22 protein-coding genes are annotated in these 22,709 nt (G+C 57.4%); 21 read left to right on the top strand and 1 reads right to left on the bottom strand.

The window, feature by feature from the left end; all coding sequences use genetic code 11:
• The first annotated feature begins 553 nt into the window (after positions 1 to 553).
• Complete coding sequence (ung, locus tag GJQ55_RS09685; protein WP_228344760.1) at positions 554 to 1,237, top strand: uracil-DNA glycosylase; 684 nt, start codon at positions 554 to 556, stop codon at positions 1,235 to 1,237.
• Positions 1,238 to 1,353: 116 nt separating this feature from the next.
• Here the strand turns inward: ung and GJQ55_RS09680 are convergent, their stop codons facing one another.
• Entirely contained in the window at positions 1,354 to 3,381 is a 2,028-nt protein-coding gene (locus tag GJQ55_RS09680; protein WP_228344759.1) for a methyltransferase domain-containing protein, read from the bottom strand.
• A gap of 241 nt (positions 3,382 to 3,622) precedes the next feature.
• Here GJQ55_RS09680 and fliS point away from each other — a divergent pair, with 241 nt between their 5' ends.
• The 20 genes from fliS (at position 3,623) to flhB (ending at position 22,694) form a co-directional block, all read left to right on the top strand.
• Positions 3,623 to 4,087 carry a flagellar export chaperone FliS gene (fliS, locus tag GJQ55_RS09675; RefSeq protein ID WP_228344758.1) on the top strand — a complete coding sequence of 155 codons (465 nt, stop codon included), beginning with the start codon at positions 3,623 to 3,625 and terminating at the stop codon, positions 4,085 to 4,087.
• Positions 4,088 to 4,333: 246 nt separating this feature from the next.
• Positions 4,334 to 5,797, top strand: a complete 1,464-nt coding sequence (locus GJQ55_RS09670; RefSeq protein WP_228344757.1) for a sigma-54 dependent transcriptional regulator — start codon at positions 4,334 to 4,336, stop codon at positions 5,795 to 5,797.
• Between the two features lie 178 nt (positions 5,798 to 5,975).
• Positions 5,976 to 7,193: a sensor histidine kinase gene (locus GJQ55_RS09665; protein ID WP_228344756.1), complete on the top strand. Its 1,218-nt coding sequence runs from the start codon at positions 5,976 to 5,978 to the stop codon at positions 7,191 to 7,193.
• Positions 7,194 to 7,210: 17 nt separating this feature from the next.
• Positions 7,211 to 8,602, top strand: a complete 1,392-nt coding sequence (locus tag GJQ55_RS09660; protein ID WP_228344755.1) for a sigma-54-dependent transcriptional regulator — start codon at positions 7,211 to 7,213, stop codon at positions 8,600 to 8,602.
• A 644-nt stretch (positions 8,603 to 9,246) separates the two neighbouring features.
• The gene (fliE, locus tag GJQ55_RS09655) at positions 9,247 to 9,666 is read left to right on the top strand and encodes a flagellar hook-basal body complex protein FliE (RefSeq protein ID WP_228344754.1); all 420 of its coding nucleotides are present in this window, start codon (positions 9,247 to 9,249) and stop codon (positions 9,664 to 9,666) included.
• A gap of 21 nt (positions 9,667 to 9,687) precedes the next feature.
• On the top strand, positions 9,688 to 11,388 hold the full coding sequence (gene fliF, locus GJQ55_RS09650; protein ID WP_228344753.1) for a flagellar basal-body MS-ring/collar protein FliF: 1,701 nt from the start codon (positions 9,688 to 9,690) through the stop codon (positions 11,386 to 11,388).
• Complete coding sequence (gene fliG, locus GJQ55_RS09645; RefSeq protein ID WP_228344752.1) at positions 11,378 to 12,406, top strand: flagellar motor switch protein FliG; 1,029 nt, start codon at positions 11,378 to 11,380, stop codon at positions 12,404 to 12,406. Before fliF ends, fliG begins: the two co-directional genes overlap by 11 nt.
• The gene (locus GJQ55_RS09640; RefSeq protein WP_228344751.1) at positions 12,407 to 13,453 is read left to right on the top strand and encodes a FliH/SctL family protein; all 1,047 of its coding nucleotides are present in this window, start codon (positions 12,407 to 12,409) and stop codon (positions 13,451 to 13,453) included.
• On the top strand, positions 13,440 to 14,786 hold the full coding sequence (gene fliI / locus GJQ55_RS09635) for a flagellar protein export ATPase FliI (RefSeq protein ID WP_228344750.1): 1,347 nt from the start codon (positions 13,440 to 13,442) through the stop codon (positions 14,784 to 14,786). The genes GJQ55_RS09640 and fliI overlap by 14 nt, the downstream gene beginning before the upstream one ends.
• The gene (fliJ, locus tag GJQ55_RS09630) at positions 14,783 to 15,238 is read left to right on the top strand and encodes a flagellar export protein FliJ (RefSeq protein WP_228344749.1); all 456 of its coding nucleotides are present in this window, start codon (positions 14,783 to 14,785) and stop codon (positions 15,236 to 15,238) included. The genes fliI and fliJ overlap by 4 nt, the downstream gene beginning before the upstream one ends.
• Before the next feature lie 36 nt (positions 15,239 to 15,274).
• Entirely contained in the window at positions 15,275 to 15,646 is a 372-nt protein-coding gene (locus tag GJQ55_RS09625) for an Hpt domain-containing protein (RefSeq protein ID WP_228344748.1), read from the top strand.
• A gap of 227 nt (positions 15,647 to 15,873) precedes the next feature.
• Entirely contained in the window at positions 15,874 to 16,995 is a 1,122-nt protein-coding gene (locus tag GJQ55_RS09620; RefSeq protein WP_228344747.1) for a flagellar hook-length control protein FliK, read from the top strand.
• Positions 16,996 to 17,294: 299 nt separating this feature from the next.
• On the top strand, positions 17,295 to 17,822 hold the full coding sequence (locus GJQ55_RS09615; protein ID WP_228344746.1) for a flagellar basal body-associated FliL family protein: 528 nt from the start codon (positions 17,295 to 17,297) through the stop codon (positions 17,820 to 17,822).
• 11 nt (positions 17,823 to 17,833) lie between these two features.
• Entirely contained in the window at positions 17,834 to 18,802 is a 969-nt protein-coding gene (fliM, locus tag GJQ55_RS09610) for a flagellar motor switch protein FliM (protein ID WP_228344745.1), read from the top strand.
• 10 nt (positions 18,803 to 18,812) lie between these two features.
• Positions 18,813 to 19,307 carry a flagellar motor switch protein FliN gene (fliN, locus tag GJQ55_RS09605; RefSeq protein ID WP_228344744.1) on the top strand — a complete coding sequence of 165 codons (495 nt, stop codon included), beginning with the start codon at positions 18,813 to 18,815 and terminating at the stop codon, positions 19,305 to 19,307.
• Positions 19,282 to 19,710, top strand: coding sequence for a flagellar biosynthetic protein FliO (fliO, locus tag GJQ55_RS09600; protein WP_228344743.1), 429 nt, complete (start codon positions 19,282 to 19,284; stop codon positions 19,708 to 19,710). Before fliN ends, fliO begins: the two co-directional genes overlap by 26 nt.
• Positions 19,710 to 20,483 carry a flagellar type III secretion system pore protein FliP gene (gene fliP, locus GJQ55_RS09595; protein WP_228346780.1) on the top strand — a complete coding sequence of 258 codons (774 nt, stop codon included), beginning with the start codon at positions 19,710 to 19,712 and terminating at the stop codon, positions 20,481 to 20,483. Before fliO ends, fliP begins: the two co-directional genes overlap by 1 nt.
• Positions 20,484 to 20,494: 11 nt before the next feature.
• Positions 20,495 to 20,764, top strand: coding sequence for a flagellar biosynthesis protein FliQ (gene fliQ / locus GJQ55_RS09590; protein WP_228344742.1), 270 nt, complete (start codon positions 20,495 to 20,497; stop codon positions 20,762 to 20,764).
• A 3-nt stretch (positions 20,765 to 20,767) separates the two neighbouring features.
• Entirely contained in the window at positions 20,768 to 21,547 is a 780-nt protein-coding gene (fliR, locus tag GJQ55_RS09585) for a flagellar biosynthetic protein FliR (RefSeq protein ID WP_228344741.1), read from the top strand.
• A gap of 1 nt (position 21,548) precedes the next feature.
• Positions 21,549 to 22,694, top strand: a complete 1,146-nt coding sequence (gene flhB / locus GJQ55_RS09580) for a flagellar biosynthesis protein FlhB (protein WP_228344740.1) — start codon at positions 21,549 to 21,551, stop codon at positions 22,692 to 22,694.
• Positions 22,695 to 22,709 lie beyond the last annotated feature (15 nt).

Genomic DNA, 22,709 nt, shown 5'->3' with positions numbered 1-22,709 from the left:
TTGAGCGTTGGGCGTGCTCAGTGTTTTGCTACAGCGCGCCCTTAACCGCCAACCAGGTGTAGGAGCGACATTTTTGTCGCGATGGGGGTTGGGTCAGCCCTTTGGGCTGATACGGCCGCCGCTGGCGGCCTAATGCGGGGCTTCGCCCCTGCACCCCGATGTAAGGGGAAGAATCCCCTTACCAACCCCTCTGGCCCGAGTTCCAGCTTAACCTTGCTGAAAAATTCCGTTTACGCCAGCGGATCGTAAGGCGCGTCGTGCGCCACGATCCTTGCCCGGTCCATCCGGGCATGGCTAACGGATTTTTTCATCTGCGGGCTGAAACGAATGGGCCGGAAAAAACATCAGGGACGCCAATTTTGTCGTGATTAAACACGCTGGATCTGATGGTTTTGTAGGAGCGACATTTTTGTCGCGATTTATTGTGTGGGAGTGGGCCATGCCCACGAATCGGGCCGATAGGCCCGTCTTAATCCTGGTTTTTATTGGCCCGCTGTTGGCGGGCATCGCGACAAAAATGTCGCTCCTACCTGGTGATTCAATGGAATTTTTTATGCCCAACCAACACCCCGGTGCGTTGCATCCTTCCTGGCAGGCGGCCATTGGCGCCGAGCTGGAAAAGCCGTACATGCAAAATTTACGGGAATTTCTGCGCCAGGAAAAAGCCGCCGGTAAAACCATTTTCCCGCCGTCACCTTTCATTTTTAACGCTTTTAATCACACCCCCTTTGATAAGGTGCGGGTGGTGATTATTGGCCAGGACCCATACCACGGCCCCGGGCAGGCGCATGGGTTAAGTTTTTCGGTGCCGGCCGGCATTAAAATTCCGCCGTCGTTGCAGAATATTTTTAAAGAAATCGAAAACGATTTAGGCCTGCGCATGAGCGGCAGCGGCGATTTAACACCCTGGGCGGAGCAGGGTGTGTTGCTGTTAAACGCCACTTTAACGGTAGAGCAAGCCAACGCCGGCTCACACCAGAAACGCGGCTGGGAAGAATTTACCGACGCTGCTATTCAAGCCTTAAACGAACAACGCAGTGGTTTGGTCTTTGTGTTGTGGGGCAGTTATGCGCAGAAAAAAGGTGCCATGATTGATGCCCATAAGCATCTGGTTTTAAGCTCGGTGCATCCGTCGCCGTTATCCGCCCACCGTGGGTTTTTTGGTAACCACCAGTTTTCGCGGATTAATGAGTATTTAATCGCGCAGGGGCAGCCGCCGATTAACTGGCAACTGTAGCAGCCGGGTAGCAGCGACATTTTTGTCGCGATGCTGTATTTGTTATGTAGGAGCGACATTTTTTTCGCGATTAAAGCGCTGCCGCTGATGCCAGCCCGGCAGGGCTGGCAAGCCGCTTAAGGTTTCAGCGCATAAAACTGATACATCCCGGCAAAAAGATCCGGATTACTCTGCTCCAGCGCATGCCACTCTTCGATGCGGATTTCGTGGCTGTTTTTACCCACCAGTTTTAATAATTCCCGTCCTGCCGGCGGTGGCAGCATGCCCATCCATTGCAGGCCGGCGCGGGCTAAAAAGCCGGGTAATTCGCGCACGTCAAATACGTGCTCCTGTTCGTGGAACAGTAAATCACGACAGGCGCTTAAGCTGTAAAAATCGTTCGATTCGTATAACGCCTGCCAGTCGCCGGGCAGGGCCTTTTGCAACAGTGCTTCGCGTACCAGGCGGATATCGGCATCGGTGCGTGGGCGGTTATCGCCCAGCAGCTGGCGCAGTTGGGTAATCATGCGGCGGGCGGTGGCGCTGTACAGGGCAATTTTAATAATGCCGCCCGGTTTTAATTGCGACGTTAAGGCCTGCAAGCCCTGTTGCGGATTTTCCATGTGGTGCAGCACACCGGAACATTCAATAACATCAAACGGCTGTTCAGGCTGTGGTAATTGCAGAATATCGGCCTGGGCAAATTGCAGCTGTAAGTGTGGCCATTGTTCGGCTTTAACGCTGGCATAAGCCAGAGCGGTGCGGCTTAAATCGATGGCTTTAATGTCCAGACCGGGGAAATAGCGCGCCAGCCGGATGGCGTGGCGGCCGGTACCACAGCCGGCGACCAGCACCCGTAACGGTTGTCCGGCCTGGGGTAACTGGCCGCTGTGTTGCGGAAAGGTCTGGCGCAGGGCAGTGGCGTAGTCGGCTGGTTGGTTATAGCCAATATCCGTCCAGCGCGGGTAGGGGTTCTGGTCGTACTGCTGCTGCACCCGCCGGGTTACGTCGTTGTCGCTGTCGTGGCTGCTTAATGACGGCAGTTGCTGCGCTCTGGCCTGCAGTGTTTTGGCCTCATTCAGACTGCGTTGCATATAATTGTGCAGCAGTTCGGGCCAGTGCAGATCCCGTTGCAGTAGCAGCGGGAAAAACTCGCAGCGCGCCAGCGGCTTGTACATTAAGGTGAGCAGCATGGCCGGGTAAGCGTCGACGCTGTTCAGGTTGTCCAGTTGCAGCATTTTGCTGCACAGCTGTTCCAGCTGTTCGGTTAACAGATTTTCCTGCTCGGTGCTGTACCACACGGCTTCGTTCAGGCCGGTTTGTTGCGCCAGCGCACTCACCAGCGGCAACAAGTCCTGGCGAATGGCCAGATTACGGCTGCAGGATAATAACAACGACTGGCGCAGCGTCAGCAGCAGGCGCTCCATAACCGGATCCGCAAAATAGAAGCGCTGCAGGCATTTCAGCAGCAGCGGATCGGCGGCTAAGGTTTCCAGTTCCAGCGGGCAGCCAGCGTCTGACAAACGTAGCTTATGCTTCAGCAACGAGGTGGCCAGACCGCGCAGCTGGCTGTAGTCCACTTCGGTAAAATCCAGCCAGCGCAGCAGCTCTTGTTCCAGTTCTTCGGCGTAAAAATCGGCGGCGACCTGCGCGGCCGCTTCAAACAGCTGGCTGCGGATCTGAATATCATCGGCCTGGGTTTTGGCCAGCTCGCGGTAATGGCGAAAAGCCTCAGCGTAGTCACCCTGCAGAAATTTAACGTGGGCCAGCGAGTTCAGCGCTTTGGTGGCAACGCGGGAAATACGCGCCGAGCGCTCAAAATACTGTTCGGCATCGGCCAGCTGCCCCTGTGCCAGCGCAATATGGCCGGCACTGTACAGCAGGCTGGCGCTGTCGGGTTTTTGCAGCAGACCTTGCCCTACCCAGAATTCGGCAGCCGCATAATTACGCCGCTGTAATTCAATTCGTGCCAGCAGGTTAAGGCCGGGCAGATAGTCCGGACGCAGCGCCCGCGCCTGCATCGCCAGGCGGTGAGAATGCTCCAGCTTGGCCGCGTTCTGTTGGTTAACGCCGCTGCTGTACAACCGGCTGGCCTGATCGTACAGGGGGCGGTGCTCGGCTGCGGGTTCCGCCCGGTGGGCTGTTTGCAGGGATGCGCTGATCATCTTCAGTGCCTCATTAATGAGTTTTGTCTAAGGCTAAGCAGGTATTGTGCCAGTTTGTAACTGTATGATTTTTAAGGTTTTATTTTTATAAGGCTGGAAAGGGTAAGACTTTTTGCCGCGCCGCAGCGGACACCGCTTGCCGCGCTTGCCGCTCTGTACCATGCTGAAAATCCGTTAAAGATTATTCCCCGGCGGCCGTAACAAGGGGTACAGGCGAAGGCCAGCACAGGAGAACCACAGCATGTACAAAAATGGCGCTAAGCAATATCAGCAGGTGAATCTGACGTCCGAAGTTCTGGATGCTGACCCACACCGTTTAATTCAGATGTTAATGGAAGCGTCCCTTACCCGTATGGCTCAGGCCAAAGCGGCGATGGAGCGGGGCGAAATGGACACCAAGGCCAATTTACTGGGCCGGGTGAACGACATTATTCAGACCTTGCAGGGCAGCCTGGACCATAACGCCGGTGGTGAGCTGTCGGCCAATCTGGAGAGTCTGTACGATTACATGGTGCGCCGCTTGCTGGAAGCCAGCCTGCATAACGACCAGAGCATGGTGGATGAGGTAATCCGTCTGATGCTGGAAGTAAAAACCGGCTGGGATGGCATCCGTGATGAATACCTGCGCAGTCAGGGCCGGGCGCCGGTGCAACCAGCCTCTGCCGGTCAGGATGAACCCCGCATGGCCGCTAATTTTTCCGCCTGAATGGGCCAGCTTCTCTCTTTCCTACTAATAGACCGGCACAGATCATGGTCTGTGCCTTGTCAGAATTCCGGCGCTTAAGTATAAAGGCCACCAACCGGGATTTGGCAGGTTTTGTCCTGATCCCACCTATTCGCTGTCAGAAGTTTGACTTGCCTGTGGCTGGCGTCTTAACTCAAGACGTTCAGGGCGATGCTATGACAACCAATAAAAACGCTGACATCGGCGCAAGGAATAGGGCTGACTGCCATGTGGAGAGAAATCAAAGTGCTGCTGATCGACGATAACGCACAGCGCCGTCACGATATGAAGGTGATTCTGGATTTTCTGGGGGAACAGGCGTTGGTCGCCGGCAGTGCCGATTGGCGCAAAGCCACCGCAGAGGGCACAGAAGACAGTAGTGGCATTGCTGCCGTACTGATCGGTGCCTGCGAGCATCAACCGCTGGAAAAATTGCTGGAAAGCCTGCTGAGCTGGGACAAAGGCCTGCCAATTCTGCTGTTGGATAACAACGCCGATGCCGACGCCTTACCCGAGCCGCTGCGCCGCGCCGTACTGGGCAGGCTGAACGTGCCGCCTACTTATAATCAGCTGCTCGACAGCCTGCACCGCGCCCAGACTTACCGCGACCAGTTTAATCAGAACCGCAACCGTGGCGAGCGCCGCGAAGTACAGCTGTTCCGCAGCCTGGTGGGCACCAGCCGCCATATTCAGACCGTCCGCGAGCTGATTATGCAGGTGGCCGACAAAGACGTGAGTGTGATGATTCAGGGTGAATCCGGCACTGGTAAAGAAGTGGTGGCGCGCAACCTGCACTACCATTCGCGCCGCCGCGACAAACCTTTCGTACCGGTTAACTGTGGCGCTATTCCGGCCGAGCTGCTGGAAAGTGAACTGTTCGGCCATGAAAAGGGCGCCTTTACCGGCGCCATCAGCAGCCGTCCCGGGCGTTTCGAGCTGGCCGAAGGCGGTACGCTGTTCCTCGATGAAATCGGCGATATGCCGCTGAATATGCAGGTAAAAATTCTGCGGGTCTTGCAGGAACACACCTTTGAGCGGGTGGGCAGCAACAAAACCCTGCACGCCAACGTACGCATTGTGGCGGCCACCCACAAAAATCTGGAACAGATGATCGAGGAAGGCACCTTCCGCGAAGATTTGTATTACCGCCTGAACGTGTTTCCCATTGATATGCCATCGCTGCGTGAGCGGGTAGAAGATTTACCGCTGCTGCTGAACGAGCTGATTGCGCGGATGGAAAACGAAAAGCGTGGCTCTATCCGTTTTAACTCTGCTGCCATTATGTCGCTGTGCCGGCACGACTGGCCGGGCAACGTGCGGGAGCTGGCCAACCTGGTGGAACGGCTGGCCATTCTGCATCCTTATGGCGTGGTCGGCGTGCAGGAATTACCGAAAAAATTCCGCTACACCGACGGCACCGAAGACGACAGCAGCCCGCTGCCACCGCTGCCGGATGTTACCCAGACCGACCGCCTGGCGGGCGTCGATTCGCCGGCGTTATTGCCGATGAATGGCCTGGATTTGCGTGAATACCTGCAGGATCTGGAATGTTCATTAATTCAGCAGGCGCTGGACGACGCCAATGGCGTGGTTGCCCGGGCGGCCGAAAAACTGAATATCCGCCGTACCACGCTGGTGGAAAAAATGCGTAAGTACAATTTGGGTAAGCGCGAAAAAGACATGGCCGACTAACCGGCCAGCGTTTAAGAAAGAACCGGGCGCAAGGCCCGGTTTTTTTATCTTGCATTTCTCTTATTATCCCCGCCGGTTTTACTGCCCCCTGCTTATTTTTAAAACCTGGCCCGCTATTTGCTGAATACCCTGTAAGCGATTTCAGATGTCGGTTTTCCGGCACAGAAAAGAGGTAGTTATGGGTAATTCTCTGGCACATGCAGCAACTGACGTTTCTCCGGCCCCCGCTCTGCGGATGAACCCGGACAACGTGCGTCAGGCATTTGTGATGTTTAACGAGATGTCGCAGCAGCTGACCACGTCGTACAGCGAGCTGGAAAGCCGGGTCGAGCAGTTAAGTGGAGAACTGGCGTCGGTTTCCCGTCAGCGTATGCAGGAACTGGCCGAGAAAGAGCGGCTGGCGCACCGGTTGGAAAGCCTGTTGCAGCTGCTGCCGGCCGGCGTACTGGTGCTGGATAAAAACGGCTACGTCAGCCAGAGCAACGCCGCCGCCAATGATCTGCTGCTGGGCCTGACCCCGCATAAATCCTTAATCGGCCAGCGCTGGCGCAGCCTGATTCAGCAGTGCTTTAAGCCGCGCCGTGACGATGGCCATGAAATTTCCCTGGTCGACGGTCGCCGGGTGCATCTGCGCACCGCGCCGATGCTGAACGAGCCGGGCCAGCTGATTCTGCTGACCGATATGACCGAAACCCGCGAACTGCAGGCGCGTTTAAGCCAGCACGAGCGCCTGTCGGCGATGGGCAAAATGGTCGCTTCGCTGGCGCATCAGATCCGTACCCCGCTGGCTGCTGCCACTTTATACGCCGGCCATCTGGGCGACAGTGGTCTGGATGCCGCCATGCGCGAGCGCTTTGCTGCCAAACTGCAGGAACGCCTGCGTCACCTGGAAAACCAGGTGCGCGATATGCTGATTTTTGCCCGTGGCGAAGCGCCATTAAACGACGAGATTTCATTGGCCGAGCTGCAGCAGGACTTGCTGGCCGCCATGGAAGTGGCGCTGGCTAACCAGCAGGCGGTGTGCAGCGTGGATAACCAGCTGCCGCAGCAACACATTATCTGCAACCGCGATGCCCTGATCAGCGCGCTGATGAATCTGGTGAACAACGCCCTGGAAGCCTGCCCACCGGGGCAGGCGCAGCTGCAATTACTGATTCGTCCGCTCGGTGACAACCGCGCCTCGGTACTGATTCTGGACAACGGCCCGGGCATGAGCGCCGCTGCCAAAGAAAAAATACTGCAACCCTTTTACACCACCAAAGCCAACGGCACCGGCCTGGGGCTGGCGGTGGTGCAGGCGGTCGCCCGCGCTCATAACGCGGAATTTATTGTGTCTGATAACCCGGCCGGCGGTCTGGCTGCCGGACTGGTTCTGCCCCTCGCCGGGCAGCAGTAAGAACAGGAGTGAATGCTATGCGAGTTTTGGTTGTTGAAGATGATCCGCGTCTGCGCGAAGCCGTTGTTGATACCCTGATGCTGAAAGGCTTTCAGGTCAGCGAGGCCGCTCATGGCATCGAAGCCCTGAATCTGCTGCGTCATCAGCAAATAGATCTGGTGCTGTCCGACATCAACATGCCGGGCATGGACGGGCTGGAGCTGCTGCAGAACGTGAAGCAGGAAACCCCCTGGTTGCCGGTGATTTTAATGACCGCTTACGGCGATGTTGGCCAGGCGGTAAAAGCCATGCAGCGCGGCGCCGATGACTACCTGATGAAACCGTTCGAGCTGAAAGAACTGGATGATCTGCTGCGCCCCTACAGCCGTAACGACGTGCCGGCCGACAGCAGCGAACCGGTGTGCGAAGCCCAGGTGTCGCGGCAGTTATTCCAGCTGGCCCAGCGCGTGGCACAAACCGATTCCACCGTGCTGATCAGTGGCGAAAGCGGCACCGGTAAAGAAGTTTTAGCGCGTTATGTGCATCAGCAATCCAGTCGTCGCAATAAGCCTTTTGTGGCCATTAACTGCGCGGCCATTCCGGAAAATATGCTGGAAGCCATGCTGTTCGGTTATGAAAAAGGCGCCTTCACCGGCGCGTACAACGCCATGCCGGGTAAATTTGAACAGGCCGAAGGCGGCACTCTGTTGCTGGACGAAATCACCGAAATGGATTTGGGGTTGCAGGCCAAACTGCTGCGCGTACTGCAGGAGCGTCAGGTTGAGCGTCTGGGCGGCCGTAAAGTGGTGGATCTGGATGTGCGCATTATCGCCACCACCAACCGCGATCTGGCCGAGTACGTGGCGGAAGGCAATTTCCGCGAAGACCTGTATTACCGTTTAAGCGTGTTCCCGCTGCACTGGCTGCCACTGCGCGACCGTGCCGACGATATTCTGCCATTGGCGCGCCGCTTACTGGCCCACCATGCCGGCAAAATGAAACGCCCGGTACCGCGGTTACTGCCGGATGCCGAACAGCTGCTGCGCAGCCACCCCTGGCCGGGCAACGTGCGCGAGCTGGACAACACCATGCAGCGGGCGCTGATTATTCAGACCGGCCCACAACTGAGCAGCAGCGATTTTATGCTGACCCCGGTGCCAAAAAACCGTCAGGCTGGCGCCCACAGCAGCCCGCCGGTAATGCCGTTTATTCCGGTACCGCCGGTGCCACCCGCCGCCCCCATGGACGACGCCGGCGCGCTGGGCAGTGACCTGCGCCACCGCGAAGTGGAATTAATTGTTAAAGCGTTGCAGGAAGAACCCAGCCGCAAAGAAGCAGCCGAACGACTGGGCATCAGCCCGCGGACGCTGCGCTACAAAGTGGCCAAGCTGCGCGAAGAGGGCATCGACGTGGAAGCTATGCTGGCCTGAGCGGCCAGCTGGTTTTTCCAGCCTTGCAGGCTGGCTTTGGCCGTCACTGTGTGACAGCTTTTTGCGGCCTGCGGCCGGAAGAATTTTTTAATTTTTGGTTTTGCGCGCGAAGCGCGCTCAATAAAGCCATGCCGGCGTAGCCGCCACTGTTTTTACGGCCCATTCGTTCCAGCCCGCAGGTAAAAAAAGCCGGTAGCCATGCCCGGATGATTCCGGGCAAGGATCGTGGCACAGGACGTGCCTTACGATCCGTTGGCTTAACCGGATTTTTTTAGCCAGGATCAGCTGGAACGCGGGCCAGAGGGGTTCGCAAGGGGATACCTCCCCTTGCAATACCAGCGGCCGAAGGCCGCAAAAGGCTGCCGCGCAGCGGCAGCCAAAACCAACCAGCCCGGCAGGGCTGGCGTAGAAACAGCCAGCGCGCAGCGCTGGAGTCACGGGCATGGCCCGTTCCCACAACTACTAACCAGCCCGCCGATTTCGCGACAAAAATGTCGCTCCTACCTGCCATGATGGCCGGCAGTCGCCGTCCCACCAAAGTTGGCAAGACTATTGCAGTGTCAGTAAAAGAAGCAGGATTCACGACGAAAAACGTCAAAAATCCGTGACGGTGACTCTGCCACCAGGCAGTTAAGGGGACAGCAATGGTCGATCGCGTTGATATCAATTCCGTACTGATGCAGATGCGCCAGGTGAAAAGCCAGCTGCGCGCGCAACATGCCCAGAATATGCAGCCGGTGCAGCCGCAAACCATGCGCCCATCGGAATTGCAGCAGCTGCGGGCCGCGCGCCTGGAAGATCAGGTGCAGGCCGTGCGCGAGGTGCAGGGCGATAACCGGGTGCCGGATTTCCAGGTGATGTTTAAAAACGCCATCGACACGGTGAACAGCACCCAGAAAACGTCCAGCGATTTACAAACCCGCTTTGAGCAGGGTGATCCGTCGGTAGATTTGCCGGAAGTGATGATTGCGATGCAGAAATCCAGTGTGTCATTCCAGGCGATGACGCAGGTCCGTAACAAGCTGGTTGAAGCTTACAAAGACATTATGAATATGCCGGTGTAACCGCGCATAAGGTAGCAGACTATGGAAAACGTACCCGCTCAGAGCAACGCCAACATGGCCGCTGATAACGAATCCGATGTACCGGCGGTAGCGCCGGGTAAGGAATCCGGGCATCCGGTATTGCTGGGTTTCAATCGTTTGTCGATTGTGCGCCAGGCGGCGGTGATTGGTGGTGTAGCGCTGGTGATTGCGCTGTCGGTCGCCATTATGGTGTGGACCAGCGAGCCCAGCTATAAGCCGCTGATCCATCGTCTGCAGGACCATAACGCGCAGGACATCATTGAAGTGCTGCAGCGCGAAGGCATAGCCTTTGAAATTGATCCGGCCAGCCAGATTCTGCTGGTGCAATCCGGTGATTTACACACTGCCCGTATGAAACTGGCGGCAGCCAGTTTGCTGGACGATAAAACCGTCGGTCTGGAAATTCTGGACCAGGACAGCTCACTGGGCACCAGTCAGTTTATTGAAAACGCCCGCTACCGCCGCGGTCTGGAAGGTGAGCTGGCACGTACCATCGCCAGCGTCCGCAGCGTGCGTAATGCGCGGGTGCATCTGGCGTTGCCGAAGCAGTCGGTGTTTGTGCGTGATGTGCGCAAGCCGCGTGCGTCGGTATTTCTGGAGCTGTATGCCGGCCGCGAATTAAGCCGCGATCAGGTGGAAGCCATTGTCAATCTGGTGGCATCGAGCGTAGCGGAAATGGATCGCGTGGATGTGTCGGTGGTCGACCAGCACGGCAATCTGCTGTCCAAACCGGAAGAGCAATCGACGGAATTCCTGGCCACCAAACAGCTGGAATACACCAACCGCGTGCAGTCCTCTATTACTCAGGCGGTGAATAATATTCTGCGGCCGGTGCTGGGTGACGATAACTACAAAGCCGAAGTGTCCGCCGACATTGACTTTACCGTGCAGGAACAAACCCAGGAGCTGTTTAACCCCGATTTAATCGCCCTGCGCAGTGAGCAACTGCTGAACGAAGAAAATACCGGTAAAATCAACGGCGGCATTCCGGGTGCACTGTCCAATCAGCCGCCGGCTGAAGCCAATGCGCCGGAGCAGGCGCTGGGAACCGGGCAGGGTGCCGGTGCGCCGGTTAGCCGCCGCTCCGAAACCACCCGTAACTACGAAGTGGACCGTACCTTAAGCTATCAGCAACAACAGGTGGGGCGTCTGCGTCGCCTGACCGTAGCGGTGGTGGTGAATGACCGCGTCAGCTTTAACGAAAACGGCGAAGCGGTATACACCCCCTGGAGCGATAACGACCTGCAGCGGCTGGAAGTGCTGGTGCGTGATGCGGTGGGCTTTAATGCCGCCCGTGGCGACAGCGTGAACGTGATTAACTCGCCCTTTATGGGTAAAACCGACGCGGCCCTGGGCGAGCCGGATTTCTGGACCCAGCCCTGGTTCTGGGAAATTCTCAAGCAGGTGTTGGCCGGTTTGTTTATCCTGTTGCTGATCTTCGGCGTGATCCGTCCCACCATCAAGAGCCTGGCCAACCGTGGCCGCGATGAGGCCTCGGTGATGCTGGAAGAGCTTGAAGATGCGGAAGCAGGTCTGGATGATGAAAAAGTGACGCTGGCGGGTATGGATGAATTCCTGCTGCCGGGCGCCTCAGAAAGTTTTGAACGCCAGCTGGATGCGCTGAAAGGTCTGATTGCAGAAGACCCGGCACGGGTGGCACAAGTGGTGATTGGCTGGGTGAATGACGATCATGGCAAATGAAGCAAAACCGGCAAATGAAGCCCTGGCGCGTTTAACCCGCCTGGATCGTGCTGCCATTCTGTTGATGAGCCTGGGCGAAAAAGACGCCGCCGAGATTCTGAAACACATGGGCCCGAAAGAAGTTCAGCGTGTCGGTACTGCGATGGCGACGCTTACCAACGTTAACCAGACGCAGGTGGAAGGCGTGGTGGCGGAATTTCTGGAAGCGGTCAGCGGCCAGACCGGTATGGGCCTGGGGTCCGATGCTTACATCCGCAATATGCTCACCCAGGCGCTGGGTAACGACAAAGCCGGTGCCCTGATCGACCGTATTCTGCTGGGCGGCAATACCACCGGTCTGGATTCCCTGAAGTGGATGGAATCCCGTCAGGTGGCCGACCTGATCCGCCACGAACACCCGCAGATTCAGGCCATTGTGGTGTCCTACCTCGACCCGGATCAGTCCGCCGAAATTCTGTCCAACTTTAATGAAAAAGTGCGCCTGGATATCGTTATGCGGGTGGCGGCACTGGAAGCCGTGCAACCGGCAGCGTTGCAGGAACTGAACGATATTCTTGAACGTCAGTTTTCTGGCAAGGCCGGTGCCCAGACCACCAGTATTGGCGGGGTTAAAACCGCCGCCAATATCGTTAACTTTGTTGACAGCAGCATTGCCGCTGATCTGCTGGATCAGATTAAGGAAGTGGATGAAGATCTGGGCATTCAGATTCAGGATCTTATGTTCGTGTTTGACAACCTGGTGGATATCGACGACCGCGGCATTCAGATTCTGCTGCGCGAAGTGTCTACCGACCTGCTGGTTGTGGCCCTGAAAGGTGCCGATCCGCAGGTGCAGGATAAAATTTTCCGCAATATGTCCAAACGGGCGGCCGAACTGCTGCGTGACGATCTCGAAGCCAAAGGGCCGGTTAGGGTCAGCGAAGTGGAAGGGGCGCAGAAAGAAATTCTTACCATTGCCCGTCGTCTGGCCGATGCCGGCGAAATTGTGCTGGGTGGTGGTGGCGAGGCCATGATGTAAATGACAGAAATCCGGCAGGAACATCACCATCCCATCCGCGCGGAAGATGCCCGCGATGTGAAGCTGTGGCGGTTGCCCTACTGGACCGAGCCGCCGGCGTGGGAGGCCGAAAAAGCCGAACAGGAAGCCGCCCAGCAGGCGGCCGCCAGGCAGGCGGTGACCGATGAACAGGGCGAGCCACTGGCATTCCCGACTGCTGAAGAGTTGGAAAATATCCGCCGCGAAGCCTATAACGACGGGCTGGAGCAGGGCCTGGTCGAAGGCCGTCAGCAGGGCCACAAAGAAGGTTTTGAAGCCGGCCGCACAGAAGGCTACGACGCCGCTTTTGCCGAAGGCCGGCAAGCCGGTTACGACGAAGGCCTGCAGCAGGGCAATGAAGCCGGGCGCCTGAAAGCGCAGGCCGACACCAATCTGGTGGTCACCCGGCTGCAGCGCATCGCGGCCACGCTGCACAGCCATCTGGAACAGCGTGACCAGCAGCTGCCGGAAGTGCTGGCGGCGCTGGTGGCCGGTATCTGTTCCCGTGTGCTGGACGAAGAACTGCGCGATGGCGCGGTGAATATTCTGCAGTTTGTGCAGCGCGCGCTGGCCGAGTTACCGGGTGGTGAAAAAGACATCCGGGTGGTGATTGGCCCCGACGATGCCCGTCATCTGCAGAACAGCCTGGAGCTGACCGGCACCGAAATGCACTACCGGGTAGACGACAAATTACCGGCGGGCAGCTGCCGGGTGGAAACCGAACATTCGCTGGTGGAGTATTCCAGCCAGGATTACCTGAATCAGCTGCTCGACAATGTATTGACGCAGATGATGCAGCAGAGCGTTACCTTCCCCGATACCGATGAACAGGCGCAATGGGAAGAACCCTTAGCGCCAACGCCGGCCGAACCGGTAGCCGAAGAACCGGTAGCCGAAGAACCGGTAGCCGAAGAACCGGTAGCCGAAGAACCGGTAGCCGAAGAACCTGCTGCAGCAGAACCCGCCGCCGAAGAACCTGCCGCCGAAGAACCTGCCGCCGCGCCGGATCATCCCCATGAGCCTCAGTGACCGCTGGCACAGCCTGCGCATTCCCGATAAACCCTACCAGCCGAAAATCGCCGGCCGCCTGGTCCGTATGGTCGGCCTTACCCTCGAAGCCGTGGGCATTAACGTTAAGGTCGGCGACCGCTGCATGGTCGAGCGCAAAGGCGCCGAAGATATTGAAGCCGAAGTGGTGGGCTTTGATGAGCAACGAATTTTCCTGATGCCGATTGAACAGGTCGATGGCCTGCGTCCCGGTGCCCGGGTGTGGCCGTTAACCATGGCCGCCGATGTGCCGGTGGGCTTTAACCTGCTGGGCCGGGTGCTGGATGGCACCGGCCGGCCGCTGGATGCGCACGGACCACTGCAGGATATTGAACAGGGCCATCTGCAGGGCCGTCCCATTAATCCGCTGCACCGGGCCCCCATTCGTGAACCGCTGGATGTGGGTATCCGCGCCATTAACGCCATGCTCACCGTGGGCCGTGGTCAGCGCATTGGTTTGTTTGCCGGTTCCGGTGTCGGTAAAAGCGTGCTGCTGGGCATGATGACCCGCTTCACCAGTGCCGACATTATTGTGGTGGGTCTGATTGGTGAACGGGGCCGCGAGGTAAAAGAATTTATTGATGAAATTCTTGGTGAAGAAGGCCTGCAGCGCGCCGTGGTGGTGGCGTCGCCGGCGGATGATTCACCCTTAATGCGGCTGCGCGCCGCACAATACTGCACCTCCATTGCCGAATACTTCCGCGATCAGGGCCAGAACGTACTGCTGCTGATGGACTCTCTCACCCGTTACGCCCAGGCGCAGCGGGAAATTGCCCTGGCGGTGGGGGAACCTCCGGCCACCAAAGGCTATCCGCCGTCAGTGTTCAACAAACTGCCCAAACTGGTGGAACGCACCGGTAACGGCAGCGAAGGCGGTGGTTCGATTACCGCGTTTTATACTGTGCTGAGCGAAGGCGACGATATGCAGGACCCGATTGCCGACGCCAGCCGCGCCATTCTCGACGGCCACATTGTGCTGTCGCGCAAACTGGCCGAAGAAGGCCATTACCCCGCCATTGATGTGGAAGCCTCGGTCAGCCGGGTAATGCCGCAGATCGTGGATGAAAACTGGCTGAAAAAAGCCCAGCTGTGTAAGCAGCTGATGTCGCATTACCGCCAGAATCAGGATCTGATCAGCGTCGGCGCCTATCAGCCGGGTAGCGATCCGTTGCTCGATGCCGCCATTGACCGTTTGCCCCGCATCAAAGCCATGCTGCGCCAGGGCTTGCACGAAGGGGCTGACCTGGCCAGCAGCAAACAAGAGTTGGACGAGCTGTTCCCGTCGCCGCCGGCGGCCAAAGGCACTAAGGCATGAGAAAGCATCCGCGCGCCAAGCGCCTGCAGGTCTTACTGGATATGGCCGAACGGGAAGAGCAGGAGCTGCTGCGCCGCTGGGGTGAGCTGCAGCAACAACTGCAGGCGGAACAACAACAGCGCCAGCAGCTGGTCAGCTATAACAACGAGTATCAGCAGCGTATCTCCACGCCGGGGCAGGGCATGGTCAGTGCCGGTACCCTGCACGCCACCCTCGGCTTTATGCAGCAGATTGAACGGGCGCTGCAGCAGCAAAGCGAAAAGCTGAACCTGCTGCAAAAGCAAACCGAACAAGCCCGGCAGCGTTATCTGGAACAGCATGGTAAAGTGCGGGCCTTAACCGGTCTGATGGATAAGCTCGATCTCGAACACGCAGCCGGTGAAGAAAAACAACAACAGAAACTGGCCGATGAATGGGCCAACCGTGCCGCAGCCTTGCGTCAGCAGCGCTGAAGTACGTATGGTTCCTGCGGGAACAGGAGGCCTCGGATGGCATTGACGGATCATTTTGATAACACCGCCCTGCGTTTTTTATACGACATGATGGCGGAAGACTTCCCCTTATTGGTGACACTGTTTTGTCAGGATGCGGACGAACGTCTGCCGCGCCTGCAACAGGCCCTGACCGCTGGCGATTGTGCGGCGGTGGCCAGTCTGGCGCACAGCTTTAAAGGCGCGGCGGCCAATATCAGTGCTATCCGGCTGACCAATATGCTGCAACAACTGGAAGATGCCGGCCGCGCCGGCCATCTGGGCGGCACGCTGGTCTTGCTGGACGCCGTCGAACAGGAATATTGCCAGGTCCGCGACTGTTTACAGGCGCTGGTTAATAAAACTGGCCCGGTCTTTGCTGAACTCTGAACAGTTACCTTTCTGAGGTTGTGGAGAACAGCATGCAAACCCCTCATTCATCCGCTTTGTCTTTATTGGCCCTGGCTGCCCCTGCGGCCAGTGCTGGCGCGGCGTTAGCGCCAGCGGCCGGAAACGGCGACAGCGCTGAACCGGCTTTTTCTTCGGTGCTCACATCGCTGTTACCGGCCCGGACGGCGGCAACAGCGGCGGCCACTGCGTTGCCACTGACGGGCAGGATGTTGCCGCTGGCCGGCAGCCTGCAGCAGCAAACGCCACTGCCTGATAGCGCCGCCGATGTCGCGGCCTTACCCTCCATTACCGCCTTATTGCGTCAGATCGGCGCCGGTCAGACCGGTAAGCTGCTGGACGGTGCGGAAGGTACTGAAGGCATTGACAGCACAGAGGTGCTGACGGCTGCTGATGAAGAAGCCGCCGCAGCGTTACTGACCGGGGAAGAAGCCGCCGCAGCGTTACTGACCGGGGAAGAGGCGGCGTTGCTGGCCGCTGAAACCGGCGCGGTTGCCAGCCTGTTGCCGCCGCCGGCTGACGCTGCTGCAGCGGTGCGTGATACCGAGACCACTGCCGCCCGCTCCGCTTTAACCGGGCTGGCTGCTGGCGCTCAGGCGACCGCCACCGCTGCCAGTGCTGATGCCGCTGAACCGGCTACCGACACGGATCCTCTGAATACCGCCGTATTAACCAGCACCAGCACGGACAGCCGTCCGCCCGCGGATGAGGCTTTCAGCACCAGTTTGCTGACGCCGCAGAATAATACCGCCGCCAGTACGCCCGCCACTCCGGCCAGCGTGCTGGCGGCAGCGGCCCCGGCGGAAACCAGCATCAGCACCGCCGCGACCGTAGCGGCACAAAAAAATGCCGCCACCTCGTTACCGGATGAACTGAGCCAGGCACTGCGGGAAGAACGCCTGAACTTTGGCAATGACCGCAGCACCTGGGGCGGGGCGCTGGGTGCCAGAGTGGTGGCGATGGTGATGGATGATGTGCAGCAGGCGCGTATTCACCTCGATCCGCCGGAATTAGGCAGCCTGGAGATTCGTCTGCAGGTACAGCAGGACCAGGCCACCGTGCAGGTGCAGGTACAGAACGGTCAGGTGCGGGATGCCCTGGAATCCGGTGCCCAGCGGCTGCGTGATGCCCTGGCCGCGCAGGGGTTACAGCTGGCCGGCTATGATGTCAGCGAACGTGGCCAGCAGAGCCAGGCGCAGCAAGGTCAGTCCGGACAGGGCGGCCAGGGTGACCGCAGCGCGGATGGTGCAGAGGGGGAATGGCTGGCAACCGATGACAGCCAGTCACTGGCACCGGCCGGTTCGCTTAATCTGCTGGATACTTATGCCTGATGTGCGCATGACGTGCGCCTGAAAAATTCCGGGCCGGAGTGAAGGTCGGCCCGGTGGTTTTGTCTTTATGCTCTCCCGCCCGTTTGTTTACCTGTCGTTTGCTCTGCCCACTGAGCCTGCCGGTCAAACGCCGCCGCGGCTGTTATCGCCGCCAATCACTGCCATAATACCAACGCCTGCCGCATAAGTTGCTGAACGATCCGCCGTCCCCGGCGTATGATCCGCCCTTATTTGCTGGTTTTTTGACGGAATTGCTGGCACGCAGATTGCTTTATACCGATACAGAGGAGCATTTTTATATGGCCGCAGAACAAGATCTGACATTGGATGACGGGACAGGTGCCGCTACACCGCCACCGGCTAACGGCAAAAAGAAACTGATTCTGCTGATCGCCGGCGCCTTACTGCTGGTGGTTATCGCCGTTGGCGCGACCCTGTGGCTGATGCGGGACCAGCTGGCCGGTGACGCGGGAGACGGGCCGGTGGCGGAAGCGGCTCCGGTGGTATTGCCGGTGCAGTACGTCATTATGAAACCGGAATTTGTGGTGAGTTTTCAGGTCGGGCAGCGACAGCGTTTTCTGCAGCTGACCCTGGAAATAATGACCCGCCAGCCGGCGGTGGTGGACGCGCTGCGTTTGCATGATCCGTTGTTGCGTAACGAGATTATCCGCATTATCAGCGAACAGAGTTTTAACCATCTGCGTACCGCAGAAGGTCGGGTTGAACTGCAACAACGCCTGCTGGAACATATCGCTTTGCTGGTTAAGCGCGAAAGCGGAGCGGATGGCGTAGAAGCGGTTCTGTTTACTAATCTGGTTATGCAGTAAGGAATTTCGGCGTGCAGGATTTATTGTCGCAGGATGAAATTGATGCGTTGCTGCACGGGGTCGATGAAGGTGATATCGAGCCCGAGGATGATATTGACCCGTCCGGGGTCAAGGCCTACGACTTAACCAGCAACGACCGTATTGTTCGTGGGCGCATGCCCACGCTGGAAATGATTAACGAGCGTTTCGCCCGTTATACCCGCATCAGTATGTTTAATTTTCTGCGCCGCAGTGCCGATGTGGCTTCCGGCGGCGTGCAGATTATGAAATTCGGCGAGTACATTCATACCCTGTACGTACCCACCAGTCTGAACCTGGTCAAAATGCGGCCGCTGCGCGGTACGGCATTGTTTATTCTGGACGCCAAGCTGGTATTCAAGCTGGTGGACAACTTCTTCGGTGGTGATGGCCGCCACGCCAAAATTGAAGGCCGTGAATTTACCCCCACCGAAGTGCGGGTGGTGCAGCTGGTCTTAAGCCAGGTATTCAACGATATGATTGAAGCCTGGGCGCCGGTGATGAAACTGGAGTTTGAATACGTCGGTTCGGAAGTGAACCCGGCCATGGCCAACATCGTCAGCCCCAGTGAAGTGGTGGTGGTCAGCACCTTCCATATTGAACTGGACGGCGGCGGCGGTGACCTGCATTTAACCTTCCCTTATTCCATGATCGAACCCATCCGCGAAGTGCTGGATGCCGGTGTACAAAGCGATGTGGACGATGTGGACGAGCGCTGGCAGCAGTCGCTGCGGGAAGACATTATGGACGCCCGCGTACCGGTACACGGGACGCTGGTGGAACGCGATATTTCCCTGCGTGAAGTGGCGGTATTAAAAGCCGGCGATATTATTCCGGTCGATCTGCCGGAGGAATTTATTCTGCAGGCCAATGGGGTGCCGGTATTCCGCGGCAAAATGGGTATTTCCAATGAAAATCTGGCGGTGAAAATCATCGACCAGGTGAAGCACAGAAGACGCTGAGGAGTCGGTCATGGCGAACGAAAATGATGAGCTGAACGAACAGGAAAACAGCGGTATTGATGCCGATGCGCTGGCGGATGAAATCGCCGCTGGCAGCGATGACGAAGCGCTGGCCGATGAATGGGCCGCGGCCATGGCCGAAGCCGGTGAAGGCGAAGAGGAAGCCGATAGCCCGGCCGGGGTAAAAAATATGCCGCTGGATGAACTGCACGATGACGGCAAACCCATCAGTAATGATTACAACGGCCCCGAGCTGGATGTGATTCTGGATATTCCGGTGCGTATTTCCATGGAAGTAGGCGCCACCCAGATTCCGATCCGTAACCTGCTGCAGCTTAACCAGGGTTCGGTGGTGGAGCTGGATCGTCTGGCCGGTGAACCGCTGGATGTGATGGTCAACGGTACCCTGATCGCCCACGGCGAAGTGGTGATGGTGAACGATAAATTCGGTATCCGTTTAACCGACGTGGTGAGCCAGAGTGAACGTATTCAGCGCCTGCGCTAACGGCCTGATCGGCCTGGCCGGCTTATGCCTGCCAGTGCTGGTGTGGGCGGAAGAAAAAAAGCTGACCCCGCCCGACCCGCTGGCGTCCGGTGGCCGGGTGTTTATGTTTTTGCTGCTGATTCTGGCCCTGATTATTGTGCTGGCCTGGCTGGTGCATAAAACCCGTCACTTCGGAGGTTTACCGGGCATGGCCGGTAACGCTCAGCCGTTACGGCTGGTGGCAACCCTGTCGCTGGGGATGAAAGAAAAAATTGCGGTGGTGCAGGCCGGTGATAAGCAACTGGTGGTGGGCATTACCGCCCGGCAAATTACCCTGCTGACCGAGCTGGATGAACCGTTGCCGGAAACTCAGGCTGCACCGGCATCTTTTGCCGACTTATTAAAAAAAGCGATACGTTCATGATGCGATACGGCTGGGCTGGTTTGTTATTACTGCTGACGTTGGTATTGCCCTTGCCGGCACTGGCGGCCGACCCGGTGGCGGCCAGCCCGTCGTTTCCCGGTATTCCGGCAGTAACCTATAAGGCCACGGACAGCGGCGGCGAATACACCGTCAGCATTCAGATTCTGGCCATTATGACGGTACTGACCATTCTGCCGTCATTGCTGATTATGATGACCTCTTTCACCCGCATTATTGTGGTAATGGCGATTCTGCGTCAGGCCATTGGTTTGCAACAAACCCCGTCCAATCAGATTTTATTAGGCCTGGCGTTGTTTTTAACCATGTTTATTATGATGCCGGTATTCCGCGTCATTAACGCCGATGCCCTGCAGCCCTATCTGGCTGAAACCATCACACCGATGGAAGCGGTAGAGCGGGCCGTGGTGCCCCTGCATCAGTTTATGCTGGCGCAAACCCGCGAAAATGACCTGCAATTGTTTGTGCGTCTGAGTGGCCGTGATGACATTAGCGGCCCGGATGCCACGCCGCTGCATATTCTGATTCCGGCCTTTATTACCAGCGAACTGAAAACTGCTTTTCAGATCGGTTTTCTTATTTTTATTCCGTTTTTAATTATCGACCTGGTGGTGGCCAGTATTCTGATGGCCATGGGTATGATGATGCTGTCGCCCATTATTATTTCGCTGCCATTTAAAATAATGCTGTTTGTGCTGATTGATGGCTGGGCCCTGATTATGGGTACGCTGGCCAGCAGTTTCGGCACGCTTTAGCGAGGTAGGCTATGACTCCGGCGGAAATCGGTGATCTGTTTAATCACGCCATGTATCTGGTGTTGTTGATTGTGGTGGTGATTATTGTCCCCAGCCTGATTGTGGGCCTGGTGGTCAGTACCTTTCAGGCGGCGACCCAGATTAACGAACAGACGCTGAGCTTTTTGCCGCGTCTGGTGGTGACCTTGCTGGCCATTCTGATGTTCGGCCCCTGGGCGGTGGGCGCGGTGCTGGATTACACCCGCGACCTGTATATGAACATTCCCTTCATCATCGGCTGACCTGTGTTTGAAATAGAGGCTCTGGAAGTCAGCCACTGGGTCAGTCGCTATATGTACCCCTTTGCCCGCATCAGCGGCTTGCTGATGGTGATGCCGCTGCTCGGTACCCGGATGGTTACTGCGCGGGTAAGGTTGTTGCTGGCGGTGACTATTACCTTAGTGATTGTACCGGTATTGCCGCCACTGCCGGCGGTGGATGCACTGTCGGTGGCGTCGCTGGTGATTATTCTGCAGCAATTACTTATTGGCATTGCGCTGGGCTTTGTGATTGAACTGGTGACGCAGATTTTTGTGATTGCCGGTCAGTTAATTGCCATGCAAACCGGCCTGGGCATTGCCACCACCGTTGACCCGTCGCAGGGTGCGTCGGTGGTGGTGGTCAGCCAATGGTTGTTGTTTCTGGTCAGTCTGGTGTTTTTATCCCTAAACGGTCATCTGGTGATGATCGAAATTCTGGTCGACAGCTTCCGCACATTGCCGGTCGGTTTTACCGGCTTCAGCGCCGAACAGTTTGGCCTGATGGTGACCTGGAGCGGCTGGATGTTTGCCGCCGCGGTGGTGATTGCCATTCCCGCCATGACCGCACTGCTGATTGTGAACCTGGCCTTTGGCGTTATGACCCGCGCCGCGCCGCAGCTGAATATTTTCGCGCTGGGTTTTCCGGTGACCATGATTGTCGGGTTATTAATTTTGTCGCTCAGTCTGGGCGAAGTGGCACAAAGTTTTCAGGGCTATATGGACACCCTGTTTGAATTCATCAAAAAATTGACGGAGATGTCCTGATATGGCTGAGCAGGATAGCAGTCAGGAAAAAACCGAAGAACCCACGGCGCGAAGGTTAGAGAAATCCCGCGAAGAAGGGCAGGTGCCGCGCTCGAAAGAACTGAACACCACCATGGTGTTGTTGTTTGGCGCACTCGGGTTACTGGCGTTCGGCCCGTGGATGGCCGAGCACGTGACCGCCATTGCCAAGCTGGGTTTTTCCTTTGATCGTGACACCGCTTTTGATACCGCGCAGATGTTCCGCCATTTGGGTGCGTCGGCCTGGGAAGCCACCATTGCCCTGACACCCTGGTTAATCATTGTGCTGCTGGCGGCTTTTTTCGGCCCGCTGGGCGTGGGTGGATGGTTATTATCCGGCAAAGCCATTATGCCGAAATTTGACCGTCTGAATCCGCTCAGTGGTCTGAAGCGGATGTTTTCCATGAATTCGCTGGTAGAGTTGCTGAAATCCTGGGCCAAGGTACTGGTGGTGGGGCTGGTGGCCTGGCTGGTACTGGGCATGTATTTTAATGAAGCGATGCTGTTGAAGCGTATGGCTACTGAAACAGCCATTGCAGGTGCCATTGATATTATTTTATGGAGCGTCATTTTTCTGTGCGCCTCCACCATCGTCATCGCGGTGGCGGATGTACCCTGGCAGGTTTACAGCCACACCAAAAAACTGCGCATGACCATGCAGGAAATTAAGGACGAATTTAAAGAAAGCGAAGGCAAGCCGGAAGTTAAAAGCAAAATCCGTCAGCTGCAGCGCGAGATGTCACAGCGCCGCATGATGGCCGATGTACCCACCGCCGATGTGGTGATTACCAACCCAACCCACTTTGCCGTGGCGCTGAAATACGACTCCTCGGGTATGAGTGCGCCGGTGATGGTGGCTAAAGGCAGTGACGAAGTGGCGATGAAAATCCGTGAAATTGCCAAAGAACATAACGTCCCGCAGATGCAGGCACCGCCGCTGGCGCGGGCCTTGTACACTCACGGTAAAATCGGTGATGAAATCCCCGAAGGCCTGTATGTGGCGGTGGCGCAGGTGCTGGCCTACATCTACCAGATGGATCTGTTCGTAAAAGGCCGTGGCCCACGCCCCGAGCGCAAACCGGATATGCCGATTCCGCGTGACCTGCGGGTAGACCCGGAGCCTGGCTAAACGCTCGCTGCGTTT

It is taken from the genome of Venatoribacter cucullus, from assembly GCF_016132445.1.
Lineage (GTDB): Bacteria > Pseudomonadota > Gammaproteobacteria > Pseudomonadales > Oceanobacteraceae > Venatoribacter > Venatoribacter cucullus.
This window is presented reverse-complemented; position numbering and strand designations above follow the sequence as displayed.

Bases quoted from the DNA above. Each gene is read 5' to 3' on its own strand.
- ung (WP_228344760.1), top strand. From the start codon at position 554: ATGCCCAACCAACACCCCGGTGCGTTGCATCCTTCCTGGCAGGCGGCC.
- GJQ55_RS09680 (WP_228344759.1), bottom strand. From the start codon at position 3,381: ATGATCAGCGCATCCCTGCAAACAGCCCACCGGGCGGAACCCGCAGCC.
- fliS (WP_228344758.1), top strand. From the start codon at position 3,623: ATGTACAAAAATGGCGCTAAGCAATATCAGCAGGTGAATCTGACGTCC.
- GJQ55_RS09670 (WP_228344757.1), top strand. From the start codon at position 4,334: ATGTGGAGAGAAATCAAAGTGCTGCTGATCGACGATAACGCACAGCGC.
- GJQ55_RS09665 (WP_228344756.1), top strand. From the start codon at position 5,976: ATGGGTAATTCTCTGGCACATGCAGCAACTGACGTTTCTCCGGCCCCC.
- GJQ55_RS09660 (WP_228344755.1), top strand. From the start codon at position 7,211: ATGCGAGTTTTGGTTGTTGAAGATGATCCGCGTCTGCGCGAAGCCGTT.
- fliE (WP_228344754.1), top strand. From the start codon at position 9,247: ATGGTCGATCGCGTTGATATCAATTCCGTACTGATGCAGATGCGCCAG.
- fliF (WP_228344753.1), top strand. From the start codon at position 9,688: ATGGAAAACGTACCCGCTCAGAGCAACGCCAACATGGCCGCTGATAAC.
- fliG (WP_228344752.1), top strand. From the start codon at position 11,378: ATGGCAAATGAAGCAAAACCGGCAAATGAAGCCCTGGCGCGTTTAACC.
- GJQ55_RS09640 (WP_228344751.1), top strand. From the start codon at position 12,407: ATGACAGAAATCCGGCAGGAACATCACCATCCCATCCGCGCGGAAGAT.
- fliI (WP_228344750.1), top strand. From the start codon at position 13,440: ATGAGCCTCAGTGACCGCTGGCACAGCCTGCGCATTCCCGATAAACCC.
- fliJ (WP_228344749.1), top strand. From the start codon at position 14,783: ATGAGAAAGCATCCGCGCGCCAAGCGCCTGCAGGTCTTACTGGATATG.
- GJQ55_RS09625 (WP_228344748.1), top strand. From the start codon at position 15,275: ATGGCATTGACGGATCATTTTGATAACACCGCCCTGCGTTTTTTATAC.
- GJQ55_RS09620 (WP_228344747.1), top strand. From the start codon at position 15,874: ATGTTGCCGCTGGCCGGCAGCCTGCAGCAGCAAACGCCACTGCCTGAT.
- GJQ55_RS09615 (WP_228344746.1), top strand. From the start codon at position 17,295: ATGGCCGCAGAACAAGATCTGACATTGGATGACGGGACAGGTGCCGCT.
- fliN (WP_228344744.1), top strand. From the start codon at position 18,813: ATGGCGAACGAAAATGATGAGCTGAACGAACAGGAAAACAGCGGTATT.
- fliP (WP_228346780.1), top strand. From the start codon at position 19,710: ATGCGATACGGCTGGGCTGGTTTGTTATTACTGCTGACGTTGGTATTG.
- fliQ (WP_228344742.1), top strand. From the start codon at position 20,495: ATGACTCCGGCGGAAATCGGTGATCTGTTTAATCACGCCATGTATCTG.
- flhB (WP_228344740.1), top strand. From the start codon at position 21,549: ATGGCTGAGCAGGATAGCAGTCAGGAAAAAACCGAAGAACCCACGGCG.